Annotated in this window: 17 protein-coding genes; 12 read left to right on the forward strand and 5 right to left on the reverse strand. The window is 29.4% G+C overall.

What is annotated here, in order from left to right:
* Window positions 1-168 precede the first annotated feature (168 nt).
* The 4 genes from yajC (at window position 169) to T324_RS0104580 (ending at window position 4,699) form a co-directional block, all read left to right on the forward strand.
* Complete coding sequence (gene yajC / locus T324_RS0104565) at window positions 169-600, forward strand: preprotein translocase subunit YajC (RefSeq protein ID WP_028329151.1); 432 nt, start codon at window positions 169-171, stop codon at window positions 598-600.
* Between the two features lie 41 nt (window positions 601-641).
* The gene (gene secD, locus T324_RS0104570; protein ID WP_028329152.1) at window positions 642-2,153 is read left to right on the forward strand and encodes a protein translocase subunit SecD; all 1,512 of its coding nucleotides are present in this window, start codon (window positions 642-644) and stop codon (window positions 2,151-2,153) included.
* 23 nt (window positions 2,154-2,176) lie between these two features.
* Complete coding sequence (secF, locus tag T324_RS0104575) at window positions 2,177-3,100, forward strand: protein translocase subunit SecF (protein ID WP_028329153.1); 924 nt, start codon at window positions 2,177-2,179, stop codon at window positions 3,098-3,100.
* Between the two features lie 528 nt (window positions 3,101-3,628).
* Window positions 3,629-4,699, forward strand: coding sequence for an AAA family ATPase (locus tag T324_RS0104580; RefSeq protein ID WP_028329154.1), 1,071 nt, complete (start codon window positions 3,629-3,631; stop codon window positions 4,697-4,699).
* Between the two features lie 290 nt (window positions 4,700-4,989).
* Here T324_RS0104580 and hpt read toward each other — a convergent pair whose 3' ends face one another.
* A complete protein-coding gene (hpt, locus tag T324_RS0104585) occupies window positions 4,990-5,520 on the reverse strand; it encodes a hypoxanthine phosphoribosyltransferase (protein WP_028329155.1) in 531 nt (176 codons plus the stop codon).
* A 272-nt stretch (window positions 5,521-5,792) separates the two neighbouring features.
* Here hpt and T324_RS0104590 point away from each other — a divergent pair, with 272 nt between their 5' ends.
* From T324_RS0104590 to T324_RS0104625, 8 genes are all read left to right on the forward strand, one after another.
* Window positions 5,793-6,407, forward strand: coding sequence for an ATP synthase subunit E (locus T324_RS0104590; RefSeq protein WP_028329156.1), 615 nt, complete (start codon window positions 5,793-5,795; stop codon window positions 6,405-6,407).
* 15 nt (window positions 6,408-6,422) lie between these two features.
* Window positions 6,423-7,259: a DUF2764 family protein gene (locus T324_RS0104595; RefSeq protein WP_028329157.1), complete on the forward strand. Its 837-nt coding sequence runs from the start codon at window positions 6,423-6,425 to the stop codon at window positions 7,257-7,259.
* A 28-nt stretch (window positions 7,260-7,287) separates the two neighbouring features.
* A complete protein-coding gene (locus T324_RS0104600) occupies window positions 7,288-9,057 on the forward strand; it encodes a V-type ATP synthase subunit A (RefSeq protein ID WP_028329158.1) in 1,770 nt (589 codons plus the stop codon).
* Window positions 9,050-10,372: a V-type ATP synthase subunit B gene (locus tag T324_RS0104605; RefSeq protein ID WP_028329159.1), complete on the forward strand. Its 1,323-nt coding sequence runs from the start codon at window positions 9,050-9,052 to the stop codon at window positions 10,370-10,372. Before T324_RS0104600 ends, T324_RS0104605 begins: the two co-directional genes overlap by 8 nt.
* 21 nt (window positions 10,373-10,393) lie before the next feature.
* Window positions 10,394-10,993 carry a V-type ATP synthase subunit D gene (locus tag T324_RS0104610; RefSeq protein WP_028329160.1) on the forward strand — a complete coding sequence of 200 codons (600 nt, stop codon included), beginning with the start codon at window positions 10,394-10,396 and terminating at the stop codon, window positions 10,991-10,993.
* Complete coding sequence (locus tag T324_RS0104615; protein WP_028329161.1) at window positions 10,990-12,858, forward strand: V-type ATP synthase subunit I; 1,869 nt, start codon at window positions 10,990-10,992, stop codon at window positions 12,856-12,858. Before T324_RS0104610 ends, T324_RS0104615 begins: the two co-directional genes overlap by 4 nt.
* A gap of 60 nt (window positions 12,859-12,918) precedes the next feature.
* Window positions 12,919-13,386: an ATPase gene (locus tag T324_RS0104620; protein WP_028329162.1), complete on the forward strand. Its 468-nt coding sequence runs from the start codon at window positions 12,919-12,921 to the stop codon at window positions 13,384-13,386.
* A gap of 230 nt (window positions 13,387-13,616) precedes the next feature.
* Window positions 13,617-14,114, forward strand: a complete 498-nt coding sequence (locus T324_RS0104625) for a prolyl-tRNA synthetase associated domain-containing protein (protein WP_211232577.1) — start codon at window positions 13,617-13,619, stop codon at window positions 14,112-14,114.
* Window positions 14,115-14,263: 149 nt separating this feature from the next.
* Here the strand turns inward: T324_RS0104625 and T324_RS18405 are convergent, their stop codons facing one another.
* From T324_RS18405 to metG, 4 genes are all read right to left on the reverse strand, one after another.
* A complete protein-coding gene (locus tag T324_RS18405; protein WP_028329164.1) occupies window positions 14,264-14,527 on the reverse strand; it encodes a hypothetical protein in 264 nt (87 codons plus the stop codon).
* A gap of 87 nt (window positions 14,528-14,614) precedes the next feature.
* On the reverse strand, window positions 14,615-15,043 hold the full coding sequence (locus T324_RS0104640; protein ID WP_028329165.1) for a hypothetical protein: 429 nt from the start codon (window positions 15,041-15,043) through the stop codon (window positions 14,615-14,617).
* 125 nt (window positions 15,044-15,168) lie between these two features.
* On the reverse strand, window positions 15,169-15,933 hold the full coding sequence (locus T324_RS0104645) for a cell division protein FtsQ/DivIB (RefSeq protein ID WP_028329166.1): 765 nt from the start codon (window positions 15,931-15,933) through the stop codon (window positions 15,169-15,171).
* Window positions 15,934-15,955: 22 nt separating this feature from the next.
* A complete protein-coding gene (metG, locus tag T324_RS0104650) occupies window positions 15,956-17,914 on the reverse strand; it encodes a methionine--tRNA ligase (protein WP_028329167.1) in 1,959 nt (652 codons plus the stop codon).
* Between the last annotated feature and the right edge of the window lie 164 nt (window positions 17,915-18,078).

Genomic DNA, 18,078 nt, shown 5'->3' on the forward strand with positions numbered 1-18,078 from the left:
GGGCAATTTTTATATATTGCTTAATAAAAATTGTGAGCGTATTGTAAGTTTACTTACAATACTGTTTTAGCGAACAATTTTTATATATTATAGTTGACATAAGTATAAATTATTGATAATATGATGTACTATCAAAAGAAATCTAAAAAATTAAGAGGTAATAAAAGAATGTTCACAGCTACATTATATGCACAAGGAGCTGCACAAGGTCAGGCAGGTAATCCGTTAGTATCAATAGGAATGATGATAGCAATATTTGCCATATTTTATTTCTTACTAATAAGACCACAAAAACAACAGCAAAAAAAGTTAGCACAAAGTATAGCAGAATTAAAAAAAGGCGATAAAATAATAATAGCAGGTGGAATAGTAGCTGAATATGTTTCTGATAAAGAAGGCGGAAGAGTGGCTATAGTAAAATTAGGAGAAAATACTAAAATAGAAATAATCAAATCTTCTATATCTGCAGTAGTTACAGAGGATATGCTTAACCCTCCTAAAAAAGAAGAGAAGAAAAAAGATGATAAAAAAGCTATAGAAGATAAGAATCAAATAAAAGAAGAATTAGAAAAAGCTCAGGCAGAAGATAAAAAAGAATAAAGAAAATAATATATAAAAATTAATAATAGGAAAATAATAATATGAGTCATAATTTAAGACTGGCATTCATCATTATAGGACTTGGTGTAATGGCTTGGTTTATTACTCCTACAGTAAGATGGTATTTTTTAACATCTGAAGATAAGAAAGAAGAAAGTAATATGTCTTTAGATGAGATGATAGCTAAAGGATATACTAAGGAACAAATAGACAGTGTTCAATCTCTTAAGCGTTTAAGAAACGAATCTGTGAATATGGGTTTAGATTTACAAGGCGGTATAAGAATAGTTTTACAGGCTGATTTTGAAGAGTATGCTGCAAGACTTGAAAGAAATGTTTCATCTCTAACGGCTGAAGAAAAGAATGATGCTATGGACAGACTTATATCAAGACTTAGAGGAAGAATAGATCAATTCGGTGTCAGTGAAGTAGGAATAAGAAAGCAGGGTGAGGATAGAGTAGTTGTTGAACTTCCTGGAGCAAGAGACCCAGACAGAATAAAAAGCGTAGTATTAAGTCAGGGAGCTTTAACATTTAATTTAGTAGATGAAGAGGCTACAGCAACTTTAACTACTAACGATATGCTTATGGGAGTATTTACTAATACTGCCAAAGTTCCGGAATATGGAAAACAGCTTTATTTCTACAGCGAAAAAGACGATTTCGGAAGAAGAGTAAGGGGGGCGCCTGTAATTGTTAATAAAGAACCTTCTCTTGAAGGAAGTTCTTTAATTAATGCTCAAGTAGGGGGCGGAGAATTCGGAGAAGTTACAGTTGAGTTTGAGCTTAATAGCGAAGGAGCTACTCAATTTGCTGAAGTTACTGCTCAGAATGTTAATAGAATGCTTGCCATTGTATTGGATGATAAAGTTATAAGTGCACCTAATATCAATCAGGAGATTAGAGGCGGAAGAGGAGTTATAACAGGCAGATTTACTTTAGAAGAAGCTCAGGATTTAGCTAGAATATTAAAAGAGGGTGCTTTGCCTCTTAATGTTAGTATTGTAGAAGAAGAAGTCGTAGGTCAGTCAATAGGTGCTGACTCTGTAAAATCAGGTGCTACAGCATTATTTATGGCAGCTATTTTAGTTGCTGTATTTATGATAGCAGTTTACAGAATTTCTGGTGTTTTAGCTACTATTGCTATGCTTGTAAATGTTATTCTTATCATAGCAGTATTATCACCATTAAGATTTACTTTGACTTTACCTGGTATAGCAGGACTTATTCTTACTATAGGTATGTCTGTTGATGCTAACGTTATCATTTTTGAACGTATCAAAGATGAGTTAAAAGTAAAATCTAATGTTGCTGATGCTATTATATCCGGTTATGACAGAGCATTTGCTACTATATTTGACTCTAACATAACTACTATAATTGTAGCTTTAATACTTTGGATATTCGGAAGCGGTCCTGTACAAGGTTTTTCTATTACCTTATTCTTTGGTATTTTAATAAACCTATTTACTGCTGTATTTATTACTAGATATATTTATGAAGAGATAATACGTACTAAGATAGTAAAGAAAGCAGGGTTCTTCTTTATATAATATAAATTGATTGGGATTTTATAATGAGTGAAGATATTAAAAAAGAAAATAATGATTTAACAAAAAATAAAATACCTTTTGTTAAATTCATGCCTATTGCTGCTGTTATATCATCTATACTTTTTATAGCTTCTATAGGTTTATTTGTAAGTAAGTTAAACAGCAACAGTTTTAATATGGGTATTGACTTTGCAGGCGGTGTTGAATTAAAGGTTCAAATAGATAATCCTGAAGTTATAAATATTGCTGAGATAAGAGCTTTATATAATAATTTCGGTTCTGAAACTGTTAATATACAGGAGCTTGAGGGAGAAAAGAATGTCAATGCTTTTCTTTTAAGATTTAGGGGTTCTAATGAAGAATCAGACAGAGCTATGCAAGTTCTTTATGATAAATATACTCAGGATAAAGTTAAACTAATAGGAAGCAATATCATAAGCGGTGTTGTATCTGCTGACAATTTGAAATTGGCCTTCATACTTATAATTGTTTCTTGGGTTATTATTATGATATATATTACTATAAGATTCAATTATAGATATGCTTTTCCTGCAATAATAACACTTATACATAATGTTGTTATAGTGTTTGGAATACTTCTTTTCTTAAATAAAGAGTTTTCAGTTTTGGTTCTTTCTTCAATGCTTACTTTGATAGGTTATACTATTAACGACATAATAGTAGTATTTGACAGAATTAGAGAGAATGCTGATACTAAAAGACCATTTAAAGAGATTGTTAATATCAGCTTGAATAATGTTGTAGGAAGAACAGTTATAACAAGTATATCTACACTTTTAGCAGCACTTGCTATAATGATATGGGGCGGATTCATACTTTATGATTTTGCTTTTACATTCTTCTGCGGTGTTGTTATAGGTACTTATGCTAGTAACTTTATAGCAAGCGGACTTTTAATATTATTTATGAAAACTAAAAAAGCATAAAATTTATTAATATAGAAATTTCAAAAGAGCATGCATTTATAATGTATGCTCTTTTTTATTTGCAATATAAAAATAATTTTTTACAACTTAAAATTTTTTAGTATATATCTAAACAACTATATTTTGTCAAAAATAAATTTATATTTTTGTTTTTATATATGGGGCTTTGCCCCCGCTGTGCGTGCCTTCGGCAACCCCAGTTCTTTTATTGGTATAAAAGAACCAAAAGAACTGCATTTTTATAGGTTATACCTTATATTTAATAGGCATGTTTTTAATATAAAGTTATAGAGATTGCGTTTTTTGTGTAGCGTATCCGAAGGATAAAAACTTTGACGAAGTCCGCAGAGCGTATGCGGCAAAAAAGTAGATAATTCTATATAAAGTGCCTCAGTTGACAAACTTAAAAATTTTTAGTATATACCAAATATAATTATCAATTTCATAATGATATTATTATTTATATTTTTGACAATATATTAATTTTACTATATTATTTTTTTAATTTATATAAAAATGGAATAAAATATGAGTGAGATTCAAATACCAAATATTAGTATCAGTAATTTTAAATGTTTTAAAGAATTTTCTATTGATAGTTTTAAAAGATTCAATTTGATATTTGGTAAAAACAGTGTTGGAAAAAGTAATCTTTTAGAGGCATTGTATGTATATTGTAATATGTATAGAAGCGACTCAATTATAACAGCTTCTTTTTTGTATAGAGATATAACTTTAGATGGTAATTTGGAATTGATTTTTCACAATTTTAATCATACTAATCCCATTAATATAAAAACCTCAAAAAAAGAATTAAATATATATCCTATAAAATCATTAATATATGATTCTCTATTAGATGGTATTTATTATCAAGTGCGGGATAATAATGGAGAAATTATAAAACTTCCATTACTTATTAATAATACTAGAGTTCTTGACAGCAGCTTTATACATACAAATAATATTATTACATTTGATAGCCAAACTGTAACTTTTTCAGTTATGTATTCTCCTCTATTTAATTTTTTATTTTTAAATAATTATAGTTATTCTGAAAAAATAATAAAAAACAATGCCATAGAAACATTTAGCGAACTTCAAAATTCAAATATGGATAAAATACTGATAGACTGTATGAAAACAATAATACCTAATTTAGAATCGATTAAAATATCATATGATAAAGTTTGCGAAGTTGATATTGGGCTTGACAGATATTTATCTCTAAATGCATTAGGTTCAGGAGTATATAAAATATTTAATTATATAGTTAATGCTTCATTGCTGCCTAATGGGGTTTTATTTATAGATGAAATTGATAATGGATTTCATTACAGTTCTTTAAGAAATTTATGGATTTCTTTATTTAAAGTATGCTATACAAATAATATTCAGCTTTTTGCTACTACTCACTCTTATGAAGGCATAAAGGCTTTTAATGATATTTATAATGAAGTCAAAAATGAATACAATTCCAATGATGATATTCAAGGTATAAGAATAGAAGCTTACAAAAAAGAAATGTATAAGTATCAATCTGTAATATATAACAATGAAGAATTAGATAATGCTATGGATAATTGGGAGGTAAGATAAAAATAATGGCTTTTCCTGTAAATCCTATGACCAATATTTTTTAACATATTAATTGTATTTAATTATTTATAATATGCAGTTTTAATTTATAAATATGTGCTTTATCAACTTTTGCCACGGGAAAAGTTGATAAAAAATAAAATTTCATAGAGGATGTTAATAAATTAAAAAATTTTCTTACATACCCAGCTCTCTAAAATTTTCTGCTATAATAAAAAATTAAGTCTTCATTTAATTTTAAGTTCAATGAGAAAAATCGCACCCCTCAAGCGTTATTTAAATTTTTTGTATTATTCAACAACTCCAATATAAGGGAGATTTCTGTATTTTTGAGCATAATCAATTCCGTAACCTACAACAAATTCGTCTTCTATATCGAAGCCGTTATAATCTATTTTGATATCAACTTTTCTTTTTGAAGGCTTGTTTAAAAGAGTGCATATTTTTAATGAGGCAGGATTTCTAGTTTTTAATACCTCGCATATTTTTTCTAAAGTATATCCAGTATCTATAATGTCTTCTACTATTATGACATCCCTTCCTGTTAGAGGTACATCAACATCTTTGAGTATTTTAATTTCAGAGCCTATTTTATTGTTTCCGTAACTAGAAACTATCATAAAGTCAATTTCTATAGGTATATTTATATATCTTGAAAGATCTGCTATAAATATAAAAGAACCTTTTAAAAGCCCTATTAAACATGGAGTATTATCTTTATCTTTTAAATCTTCCGTTATTCTTGAAGCAAGTTCTTTAACTTTGCTGTTTATAGTGCTTTCTTCTATCAATATTTTGGATATATTATCATTTTTTTTCATTTAATTTATCCTTTTATTTATTATTTATAAAAGATAATTATGGATTATTATATAACATATATATATAATTTTAAAGTTTTTATTTATGTTATTTTGATATATAGATAAGATTGTTGTACATATTATTCTAAAAAAATTAACATAGCATGTTATATTTCGTGTATTTTGCTTGATTTTTTTGGAATTTTTGGTAAAATTAGAATATTATATAGTGTGCGGAGAAAATTTTTTAAATTTCTATAAATTAATTTATAAAAAGTTAAGGAGTTATTATGGCTGAGGACAAAAAACTTGACTCCCTTCTTGAACGTATATATCAGGATGGTGTTGAAAAATCTAACAAGAAAGCAGATGAAATAATCTCAAATGCTAAAAGTGAAGCTGAAAGAATAGTGAAAGAAGCAGAAGCTAAATCAGAAGAAATCATCAAAGAAGCAGAAAGAAAGTCAGAAGAGCTTAAAAAGAACACAATTACAGATGTACGTATGGCAGGCGAGCAATCAATCAGTGCTTTAAAGCAAAGAGTAAAAGAATTAGTAACAGCTAAAGTACTAGAAGATGGTTTAAAAGGTGCTTTTGCTGATACAGCTTTTTTAAAAGACTTAATCCTTGAAGTAGTAAAAAAATGGGATATTGCTTCAGGCGATTCAGATGTAACAGTATATTTTCCAGAATCAAAGAAAGCAGATATAGATTCAGCATTTGAAAAATCTATAAAAAGTGCTATAAAAAATTCTACAATTAATTTTGATAAAAAATTGTCTAACGGATTTAAAATTGTACCTGAAGGCGGAAATTATCAATTACAATTTACAGATGAAGATTTCGTAGCATTCTTTAGTGATTACATTAAAGCAAAAACGGAAGAAGTTATTTTTAGTAAATAAGGAAGGTGCGAGAGTATGGGATCATATTATTATCTTATCTCAGGTCTTCCCGAAGTAAAACTTTCTGACGCTAAGGCTAAGTATGATATTAATGAAATTACCCAAAGCATATTATCTAGTTTAGGTGCTAAAGATAAGCAGTTTTTCAGCTATCTTATATACCAAAATGATAATAAAAATTTAGTAAGTGCTATAGCAAAGCAAAAAGGATTATTTACTCCTTATGTTGAGCATATAGAACCATCATCATTTAGTAAAGAAGAAATGCAAAAATTCTCTACTATTTCTAATTTACCAAAATATATGAATAAGTTTTTAGAAGATAACAAAAATGTTGAATGGGAAAATGCAAGACATATAGAAAACACCCTTTTGAATTTGTATTATGACGAAATGATACAAAGTGGTAATTCGTTCATAAAAGCTTATGCATTATTTATGCGTGATTTAAAAAATGTATTGGCTGCTTTAAATGGAAGAGCATTAGGTTTCTCAAGCGATGAGATAGCAAAAGAGTTAATAGGTGATTATTCTTTAATATCAGCTTTAACAAAATCTACAGCTTCCGATTTCGGAGTTGGCAGAGAGATACCGTATATAAATAGTATTATAGATACATTTAATTCATCAGATAAAGCAGATCCTTATAATATGGAAAATACAGAATGTTCTTTAGTAAAAGAGTTTTTAGATAAAGCAACATCTATTAAATCTTTCACAACAGATAATGTTTTTGCTTATTATATAAATCTCACTTATGCTGTTAGTATAAATGGAAGGAATGAAGAGGAAGGTAAGAAACATTTGGAGACGCTAATAGAATCATTAAAAAGCAAAGCGTCTGCTATGTAAGTTTTGTATAATTAATTAGGAGATAGAAATGACTAAAGGTAATGTAACTGCTATTATATCAAACCTAATTTCCATAGAGGTAGACGGACCTGTTTCTCAAAACGAAATATGTTATGTATCATGCGGAAACGGTGATACAAAACTTATGGCTGAGGTAATTAAGATATCAGGTACAAGTGCTAGTGCTCAGGTATTTGAATCTACTAGGGGGGTAAAATTAGGTGATGCCGTAGAGTTTACTGGTTCAATGTTAGAAATTGAATTAGGACCTGGACTTTTAGGTAAAAACTTCGACGGACTTCAAAATGACCTTGACAAATTACAAGGTGTATTCTTAGAAAGAGGTAAATATAATAATCTTTCTGAAGATAAAGAATCAAAATATGACTTTACTCCAATAGCTCAAGTTGGAGAGGAAGTACAAGCTGGAGATTGGATTGGTGCTGTTAAAGAAGGTTGGATAGACCATAAAATAATGGTTCCTTTCAAATTTGAAGGCAAAGGTGTGGTTGAAAGTGTAGCATCTGCTGGTACTTATCATTTACAAGATACACTTGCTGTAATAAAAGCAGCTAATGGTGAAAAAGTAAATGTAACTATGATACAAACTTGGCCGGTAAAACTTACTATTAAATCATATAGAGAAAAACCAAGACCTTTCAAACTATTGGAAACAGGTGTTAGAACTATAGATACATTTAACCCTATTACTGAAGGCGGTACAGGATTTATTCCAGGACCATTCGGAGCAGGTAAAACAGTATTACAGCACGCTTTAGCTACTAATGCAAATGCTGACTTGATCATAATGACAGCTTGCGGTGAGAGAGCTAATGAGGTAGTAGAAATCTTTACAGAGTTCCCAGAACTTATAGACCCAAGAACAGGCAGAAGTTTGATGGAAAGAACAACAATCATCTGTAACACTTCTAACATGCCGGTTGCTGCTCGTGAAGCTTCAGTTTATGTAGGTATGACTATAGCTGAATATTATAGATCAATGGGACTTAAAGTTCTTCTTCTTGCTGACTCTACTTCTCGTTGGGCACAGGCTTTAAGAGAGATGTCTAACAGACTTGAAGAGTTGCCAGGACCAGACGCATTCCCTATTGACTTGCCTGCTATTATTTCTAGTTTCTATGCTAGAGCAGGTTTCGTATACTTAAATAACGGACAAACAGGTTCTATTACATTCATAGGTACAGTATCTCCTGCAGGCGGTAACTTGAAAGAGCCAGTAACAGAATCTACTCGTAAAGCTGCTAGATGTTTCTACGCTTTATCACAGAAACGTGCTGACAGTAAGAGATATCCTGCTGTTGACCCATTAGATTCTTATTCTAAATATATTGAGTATCCAGAGTTCGTAGAGTTCTCAGATATTAATATAGAAAAAGGCTGGGCTGATAAAGTAACTAAAGCAAAAGATATTGCTAGAAGAGGACAGGAAGCTAATGACCAAATAAGCATTCTTGGTGACGACGCAGTACCTCTTGAATACCATCAGCGTTTATGGAAAGCAGAACTTATAGACTTCGTAATCTTACAGCAAGACGCTTTCGATAAAGTAGATAAGAACTGCCCTATAGAAAGACAAAAAGAATTATTAAATCAAGTTATGAAAGTTGTAGAAGCTGATTACAGATTTGATGATTACAGCGAAGTAGGTACTTATTTCAAAAGACTTATTAACGCGTTCAAACAGATGAACTATTCTGTATATCAGTCTGATGATCATAAAAAATACACAGCTGAGATGGAATCAATATTTGCTGAAAGGAGTATAACACATGCCTAAAGCATTTCAAAAAGTATATACAAAATTAGTACAGATTACTAAAGCAACTGTATCTTTAAGAGCAGAAAATGTTGGTAACGATGAGATGGCTCTTGTAGCTGGCAGACCTGCTCAGGTTGTAAAAATGATTGGAGATATTGTTACACTTCAGGTTTTCCAAGGTACTGAAGGTATACCTACTAACGCTGAAGTAGTATTCTTAGGCAGACCTCCTAGACTTAAAGTAAGCGAACTTCTTGCAGGAAGATTCTTCAATGCTTACGGTGAGCCTATTGACGGCGGTGCTGAAGTAGAAGGTAAAGAAGTAGAAATCGGAGGACCTTCTGTAAACCCAGTTAGAAGAAAACAGCCTTCTGAACTTATCGCTACTGGTATTGCTGGTATAGACCTTAACAATACACTTGTAACAGGACAGAAAATACCGTTCTTCGCAGACCCAGACCAGCCTTATAACGCAGTACTTGCACAGGTTGCTTTGAGAGCTGAAGCTGATAAGATCATTCTTGGAGGTATGGGACTTTCTAACGATGACTACTTATCATTCAAAAATACATTTACTGAAGCTGGAGCATTAGATAAAATCATATGTTTCATAAACACTACTGATGACCCACCAGTAGAAAGACTTTTGGTACCAGATATGGCTTGTACAGCTGCTGAATATTTCGCAGTTGAGCATAAGCAGAAAGTTCTTGTTCTTCTTACAGACATGACTCTTTATGCTGACGCTTTGGCTATCGTATCTAACAAAATGGACCAGATTCCTTCTAAGGACTCTATGCCAGGTTCTTTATATTCTGACCTTGCTAAAATATATGAGAAAGCAGCTCAGTTCCCAGATGGAGGATCTATTACTATTATCGCTGTTACTACTCTTAACGAAGGTGATATTACTCACGCTGTACCAGACAACACTGGTTACATCACTGAGGGACAGCTTTATTTAAGACGTGATGCTGATATAGGTAAAACAATCATTGACCCATTCAGAAGCCTTTCACGTTTGAAACAGTTGGTTATAGGTAAGAAAACTAGAGAAGATCACCCTGCTGTAATGAACACTTTAGTACGTCTTTATTCAGATGCTGCTAATGCTAAAATGAAAAAAGAAAACGGATTCGACTTAACAGAATACGATGAAAGATGTTTGAAATATGCTGCTGAATACTCTGAAAGACTTCTTGCTATTGACATTAACATCAAAATTGATGAGATGTTAGAGACAGGATGGGAATTAATGGGTAAATATTTCAGCAAAGCAGAAGTAGGTGTAAAAGAATCCCTTGTAGAAAAATATGGTAAATGGGCAAACTAATTTAAAAAGTAGGTAAAAAATATGGCATTAAAGTTTCAATACAATAAAACGGCTCTTCAAAACCTAAGACGCCAGCTTTCTATTCGTGAGAAAGCATTGCCTACTTTGAAAAGTAAAGAGGCAGCACTTCGTCTTGAGGTTAGAAAGATTACCGCTGAGATTGAATTACTTAAAGAGGAATATCAAAAGTTAGTTAAAGAAAATCAAAACTACAATGGCTTTTGGACTGAATTTCCTGAGATTGTTAAAATCAAAAAGATTAATTCAGATCAGAAGAATATTGCCGGTGTTAAAGTTTCTATATTATCTAACATAGATTTTGCTATTGAAAATGTCAGCCTCTTTAATATGCCTTCTTGGATTAGACTTGCTATCAGCATGTTTGAACGCCTTATGACTATTCAAGTAAAAATTGAAATGACTGAGGCAAGATTAAATGCATTGGCTTATGCTAGGAAAAAAACTACTCAGAAAGTTAACCTTTATGAGAAAGTTCAAATTCCTGAGTATAAAACAGCTATAATCAAGATTAAAAGGTATATGGAAGACGAGGACAATTTAAGTAAGTCTTCTCAAAAAATAGTAAAAGAAAGAAACAGAGCTAAGGAGGCATCTTTATGATTAGAAAAATGAAGAAACTCTCTCTCTTTGTCTTTCATGAGGATAAGGAAAAAACTTTAAGCGATTTGGCATCACTTGGGCTTGTTCACGTTGAAATTGCTAATGGTGTTTCTAGTGAAAATATTGATAATATTTCTGCTAGGAAAAACGATGCTGTAAGAGCTAAAAATATAATTAATAATGCTTTGTCTGATGCTAAAAAGGCTAAAAAAGATGTTTCTAATGTAAAAGCTGAAATAGTATCTAAAAAAGCTAATGAAGTTATAGAAGTTGTTATTAGTACTTCTCAGACTTCTGAAAAATTAAAAGCTGAAAGAGAAATTTTAAGAAAAGAGTTATCTGTTATAGCTCCTTTTGGAAGTTTTAGCTTTGATAAAGTTAAAGACTTAAAAGAAAAAACAAATTATAATGTTATTTTCTATTCAGGTGCTGTTAAAGAGTATAATGATTATGATTTCTCTAAAGTTAATGATATATTTACTTGTTCTATAAAAGAAGAGGCTGGAAAAGTTTATTTTGTTGCTTTCAAAAAAGAAGGTTCTGAAGAGACTATTCCTTTTGATATTATCAATATGCCTTCTAAGTCTTATGATGAGATAAGCAGTGAAATAGCTAAACTTGATAAAGAAATTGAAGTTACTGAAACTGAAATTATTAAAAATCAGGTGTATATAGAAGCTATTAACAAAGAAATAGAGAATTTGAATATATCAAATCATTTTGAAGAAGCTAAAGAAAGCTTTATACCTAGCGAAGTTACAGAAGGTAAAATTCTTTATGTAGAGGCTTATGTACCTAAAGATAAAGAATCTGAAGTTAAAACTTTCCTAGATAATAATAAAATAGCTTATATACTTGAAGATCCTACAAAAGATGACAAAGTGCCAGTTGAACTTAAAAATAATAAATATTCTGGTGCTTACGAGCTTATTACAAAATTATTCCAATTACCGAATTATTTTGAGATAGATTTAACTCCTATGATTGCAGTTTTCTATCCATTGTTCTTTGCTTATTGTTTCGGTGATTCCGGTTATGGTTTAGTATTAACTATAATAGCTTTAGTAGGTTTATTTACTGTATTAAAAGGAAGTTTAAGAGGAATAGGAATACTTGCCCTAACATTGGGTATATGTACTACTATTATGGGTGTTATAAATGGAGGTAGTTTCTTTGGTGTAAGCATACCTTCTAATACTCAAATACCTTTATTTGCTACTTTAAGTAAGTATTTGATAATTACTGACTTAAAAGAAAATTGGTTCTTAACTCCATTTAATACTGCTTTGCTTATAGGCGTATTACATATATGTTTTGCTTTAGTAGTTGGTGTTATAGACAGAATTAAAACTAGTGCTATAGGCGATATACTTGGTGCTATTGGTAAACTTTTATTCATCCCAGGACTTGTTTTATGGTTCTTAGGCGATATGCAGAAAATGGAAGTTATCAAACAATTCAGTACTATATATTATGCTTTAATAGGTGTTGGTTTGGTATTCTTAGTAATACTTTCTAATGTAGGTAAAAAACCAGATGTGTTAAACTCTATACTTGGTGTATACTTTGCTGCTACTGGTATAATGGGTGATACACTTTCTTACATACGTTTATTTGCTTTAGGAGCTTCTGGTTCTATATTAGCTTTGGTAATAAACCAGATAGGTATGAGTTTCAAAGCAATACCTGGTGTTGGTGTTGTAATAATGGTTGTATTCCTAGTATTCGGACATATAGCTATATTCGCATTAAACATACTTGGTGCTTTAGTACACCCTTTAAGATTAACATTCGTAGAGTTCTACAACAATGTTGGATTTGAGGGCGGCGGTAAAGAATATAAGCCTCTTAAAAAAGCGGCTTAATTTTGATTAGAGTTTGTTATTAAAAATTATATTTTATTAATCTAAAAAGGAGATTTTATTATGGGTTTTACAATGAACACAGCGCTTTTATTAGGATACATAGGAGCAGGTTTAATGGTTGGTATGTCTGGTATTGGTAGTGCGGTTGGTACTTCTATTTCTGCTATGACTACAGTTGGTGCTTTAAAGAAAAACAAAGATGCTTTCGGTAGCTGTCTTGTTTTAAGTGCGTTACCTGGTACACAAGGTCTTTATGGTTTCGCTGCTTTCTTCATTATGCAGCCTTATTTGACAGCTGATATAAACATCTTCCAAGGTGCTGCTATATTAGGTGCTGGTATTGCTGTTGGTTTAGCTTGTATGGTTTCAGCTATATTCCAAGGTAAAGTTTGTGCTAATGGTGTTGAAGCTATAGGTAATGGTTATGATGTATTTGGTAACACTATCATCGTTGCTGTATTCCCAGAACTTTATGCTATCGTTTCTTTCGCTACAGCATTCTTAATCAGCGGTGTTTTAGGTGCTTAATTAAGTATTAATAAAAGTTGAAATAAAGAAATCCGTAGGAGTATTAAAAAGGACTCTTACGGATTTTTTATTGTTTTAAAAATTAATATTATAGTTTTTATCTTACTTTAATAGTATATTAAATAATAAAATAGAAATTTTATAAGTTTGTATCAATTATTTTATATATTGCTATGGACTATTTATATAAAAAGTATTATAATATAAAGAAAAAAAATTGGATTTTTATTATGAGTAAGAAAGAAGAAATTTATAACATTTTGAAAGAAAATAATATTAAATATGAAGCAGTTGAGCATACTCCGGTTTATACTATGGAAGAAATGCTTGATTTGGAATTGGATAAAAAGGGCAGAATAATAAAGAATATATTTTTATTTTGCAGAAAGACTAAAAGACATTTTTTAGTTATAATGGAAGAAGCTAAAAGACTTAATTTAAAAGATTTAAGCACTAAATTGGAATCAAAACTCACATTTGCAAGCGAAGAAGATTTGGAAAAATACCTTAATTTAAGCAAAGGAGCAGTATCTCCTTTCGGACTTTTATATGATAAAGAAAAAGCTGTTATTTTTGTAATAGATAAAGATTTAACAGTTCCTGAAACTAATAATATAATAGGCATACACCCATGCGATAATACAGCTACTGTTTTTCTTGAATATAGTGATTTAATAAAATTAGTAAAAAATACAAATAATAATGATATAGAAATTATAGAGATTTAATTATTATATAGAACTAAAAATATCAATTAATTTTTTAGCAACATAATATAATCTGTTTTCATCTTTTGGAAAATCTAATTTCATAAAAAATGTATCTTCGTCTTGGGACTTATTGAAACCGATAATATCATTTTCTTTTAATATTTTATTTAATTCATTAGGTCCCTTGCTTGAGTATATATTATACGTGTAGAGTCAAATTTATTGCAGTAAATATCTATAGAATAGTATGAATTATCATTTTTCTTAAATGTATTGTAGTAGCATTCATTTTCGTAATTATGGCCGCCGAATAGTTCTATTAAATAATTTATTCTTATTAAAGATGAATTATTATAGATATTAACTATTTTTATATATTCATCGTAATTTTTTAATATATCAAAATATAATTCTCTATATGATTTCAACACAATTTATTAATCCCAATAAAAAATATTTGATATTGGATAATATTATATTGAATTTATTGAAATTAGTCAATAGGCAAAGTAAAAAAATTATTGATTTAAAATCAGAGTTTTACTTTTAAAAATTTTTATTAACTTTTCTGTTATAAAAAACAATTTCTTTTCTTCTTTAGGAAAAGAGAAGTTTCTATATAACGTATCTTCATCGTTTGATTTATTAAAACCATATATACATTCTTCATCCATAAGCAATTGTTCCAAATCTTTGTATCCTTTGCTTGAATGAATTATTAAACGTGTAGAATCGATTCTATCACAATATATATCTATAGAATATGATATATCTTTATTCTTAAACTCATTATAGTAGCATTCATTTTCATAATTATATCCGCCGAATGTTTTTATTAAATGGTTAATTCTGATAGACGCTAAATTATGGCATATATCTACTATTTTAAGATATTCATCATAATTGTTTATTACATTATGATAAAAATCATTTTTTAAGTCATCCATAAAAAATAACCTCTTTATTGTCCAAAGTAAAATCGAGTATTGAGTATCTCAAGATAAGCTGCTATAACCATAGATAGATTATAATAAATTTATTATTTAAGTCAATAGTCTTTGTCAAAATAATTTCAGTTGACTATAGCCTCTTTAAATCTAAAATCAATTCTATGGGCTTTAGTATCTTGGTTTTGAATTGTTTTTAATATAGCCGTTAAATCCACAAATTTTTCAGCTTTTACATATTTTTCTAATATTACCTGTACCTGATAACCTCTAGGATACAGTATTAAATCATTACCAAAAGCATTTATTTCAGATATTATATTATATATTTCATTATGATTTGTCTTTAAATCATATATTACAGAAGATATATATTTTGAATATTCATTTTCTATTTGTTTATTAGTAGGATTTATAGTTAATCCTGTAACATATGGAACATCATAATTATATATATATTCATTTTTTATAATGTATCCGTCATCTGTTATTTCATATATTCCTGTACTCGATTCCAATAAGAAAAGATTATCCCTTTCCGATACATTTATTATAAGCAAATCGGGAAAAGAAACTTTTATATTTTCAACTTTAATTCTAGGATTATTTTCTATATTATTTTTTATTTCTTGTTTCGGTATATTAAATAAACTTATATTATTATATTGTGAAAGGTTTGATTCTTTCATTATATCTATAGCATTTAATTTATTTAATCCTCTTATCTCTACTCTTAGAATTCTAGCTTTATTTATACCAACAATAAAAACTATTACTATAATGGCTAAAGTAAAAATAATAGCCATTCTTTTTAAAATACTTTTCTGCTTATCGCTAAGCTTATTTTTATTTAATTTTTTTCTAAGTTTATTTTCTTTTAAGTTCTTCATTTATAATAATAGTTTCTATTTTTTAATTTACTTCGCATCCTGCCGGGAAATCTTTTTCAGGACTCATAAGAGAAAGTGTATCTCCATTTTCTGCCAAAAGAAGCATTCCATGAGAAGTAACACCTCTAAATTTCTTAGGTTTTAAATTTGCCAAATAAAGAATAGTTTTTCCGACCATCTCTTCTGGTTTATAATATTCTGCTATGGATGAAACAACAACTCTCTGTTCTCCATTTCCTATGTCAAGCACAAACTTCAAAAGTTTATCAGCATTTTCTACCTTTTCTGCAACCAATATTTTAGCTGTTAATAACTCTAATTTATCAAAATCATCTTTTTCTATATTAGGCTTATGCTTATCCTCTTTAGGCGGATTAACTTGTTTTTTATTTTCTTCTGTAGGAGTAACTCCTATTTCTTTTTCTATATCGTATCTATTAAATAGGGCTTCTCCTTTTTCTATTTTTATTCCTGCTTTTAGCGATCCCCATTTTTTAGCATCTTCTAAAGGAATACTATCTCCAAGTCCTAATCTGTTAAATACTTTCTTAGGAGTTTCTACAAAGAATATTTGTAAATATGCTGTTACTATATAGTATACTTGAAAAGATATATACATTACATTAGCAAGATGTTCTTTTTTACTTTCATCTTTTGCCAAATTCCAAGGAGCACTATCTTCTACATATTTATTTGTCATTCTAATAACTTCCCAAATATTTGATAAAGCTTCATGGAATTTAAAACTATCTAAAGAAGACTCAACATTAGCATCAAGTGTAAGAACCATTTTTTTAAGTTCTTTTTCTCTATCTCCGTAAACACTTTCAACTTCATCTGGAAGTACTCCATTAAAATATTTTCCAAGCATTGTTGTTATTCTATGCCATAAATTACCATAATCATTAGCTAAATCGCTGTTTATTCTTTTTAAGAACATTTTTTGAGAATAATATCCGTCAGAACCGAAATTAATCTCTCTCATTAAGAAATATCTTAAAGCATCAACTCCGTATTTATCTATTAATGTATTAGGATCAACTACATTTCCTCTGCTTTTACTCATTTTTTTACCATCATCGAATAATACCCATCCATGTCCGAACACTTTTTTTGGAAGAGGTATATCAAGCATTTTAAGCATTATAGGCCATATAACAGCATGGAATCGTACTATTTCTTTTCCTACAAAATGTACATCGCATGGCCAATATTTTTTATATAAATCATCCTGTCCTTCTTCTGAATATCCTAATGCCGTAATATAATTGGATAAAGCATCAATCCAAACATATATACTATGTTCATTATCTATAGGGCAAGGTATTCCCCATTTTAATCCTTTTCTTGTAACTGCTAAGTCCTCTAAACCAGGCAATAAAAAGTTTTTAAGCATTTCATTTTGTCTTTCTTTAGGTTCTAAAAATTCAGGATGTTCTTTATAATAATCTATAAGCCATTGCCCATATTCAGATAATTTAAGATAATAACATTCTTCTTCTTTATATTCTAATTCTTTTTCGCAGTCAGGACAATAACATTTTCCATCATCTTTTTTTACAACTTGGCTTTCTGTGAAAAATGCTTCATCGCTTACACAATAAAGTCCTTTATATGCACCTTTATATATGAAACCTTTATCATAAAGTATTTTAAATATATTCTGAACTCTTCTTTCATGATAATCATCAGTAGTTCTTATATAATGATTATAATCAATATGAAGTCTTTTCCATAACTCTTTTGTGGCATTAACAATATTGTCAACATAAGATTTCGGAGTAGTTTTTGCAGCCTCTGCTTTTCTTGCTATTTTTTCACCATGCTCATCAGTACCTGTTAGAAAATAAACATCATATCCCATTATTTTTTTGTATCTTGCCATTGTATCTGTAGCTATAGTACAATAACAATGACCTATATGCAAATAATCTGAAGGATAGTATATTGGAGTTGTGATATAAAACTTTTTATCTGTCATTTCTGTATGCCTCTAGTATTTAGTTATGTAATCAAATTAATTATACTAAAATTAATGTTTTTTGTAAAGTTAAAATTATTAATCTAAATATTTATCATAAAATATATTTTCATATATATATTTTACAGTAAATTACGAAAAATAGTTTATATAATAGTATGTTT

The organism is Brachyspira alvinipulli ATCC 51933 (assembly GCF_000518245.1).
Taxonomy (GTDB): Bacteria; Spirochaetota; Brachyspiria; order Brachyspirales; family Brachyspiraceae; genus Brachyspira; species Brachyspira alvinipulli.

What these genes read in the sequence shown, in the direction of transcription:
- T324_RS0104610 (WP_028329160.1), top strand. Translation starts at nt 10,394, where the DNA reads ATGGCATTAAAGTTTCAATACAATAAAACGGCTCTTCAAAACCTAAGA.
- secF (WP_028329153.1), top strand. Translation starts at nt 2,177, where the DNA reads ATGAGTGAAGATATTAAAAAAGAAAATAATGATTTAACAAAAAATAAA.
- T324_RS0104625 (WP_211232577.1), top strand. Translation starts at nt 13,617, where the DNA reads ATGAGTAAGAAAGAAGAAATTTATAACATTTTGAAAGAAAATAATATT.
- yajC (WP_028329151.1), top strand. Translation starts at nt 169, where the DNA reads ATGTTCACAGCTACATTATATGCACAAGGAGCTGCACAAGGTCAGGCA.
- T324_RS0104615 (WP_028329161.1), top strand. Translation starts at nt 10,990, where the DNA reads ATGATTAGAAAAATGAAGAAACTCTCTCTCTTTGTCTTTCATGAGGAT.
- secD (WP_028329152.1), top strand. Translation starts at nt 642, where the DNA reads ATGAGTCATAATTTAAGACTGGCATTCATCATTATAGGACTTGGTGTA.
- T324_RS0104620 (WP_028329162.1), top strand. Translation starts at nt 12,919, where the DNA reads ATGGGTTTTACAATGAACACAGCGCTTTTATTAGGATACATAGGAGCA.
- hpt (WP_028329155.1), bottom strand. Translation starts at nt 5,520, where the DNA reads ATGAAAAAAAATGATAATATATCCAAAATATTGATAGAAGAAAGCACT.
- T324_RS0104590 (WP_028329156.1), top strand. Translation starts at nt 5,793, where the DNA reads ATGGCTGAGGACAAAAAACTTGACTCCCTTCTTGAACGTATATATCAG.
- T324_RS0104645 (WP_028329166.1), bottom strand. Translation starts at nt 15,933, where the DNA reads ATGAAGAACTTAAAAGAAAATAAACTTAGAAAAAAATTAAATAAAAAT.
- metG (WP_028329167.1), bottom strand. Translation starts at nt 17,914, where the DNA reads ATGACAGATAAAAAGTTTTATATCACAACTCCAATATACTATCCTTCA.
- T324_RS0104605 (WP_028329159.1), top strand. Translation starts at nt 9,050, where the DNA reads ATGCCTAAAGCATTTCAAAAAGTATATACAAAATTAGTACAGATTACT.
- T324_RS0104640 (WP_028329165.1), bottom strand. Translation starts at nt 15,043, where the DNA reads ATGGATGACTTAAAAAATGATTTTTATCATAATGTAATAAACAATTAT.
- T324_RS0104600 (WP_028329158.1), top strand. Translation starts at nt 7,288, where the DNA reads ATGACTAAAGGTAATGTAACTGCTATTATATCAAACCTAATTTCCATA.
- T324_RS0104595 (WP_028329157.1), top strand. Translation starts at nt 6,423, where the DNA reads ATGGGATCATATTATTATCTTATCTCAGGTCTTCCCGAAGTAAAACTT.
- T324_RS0104580 (WP_028329154.1), top strand. Translation starts at nt 3,629, where the DNA reads ATGAGTGAGATTCAAATACCAAATATTAGTATCAGTAATTTTAAATGT.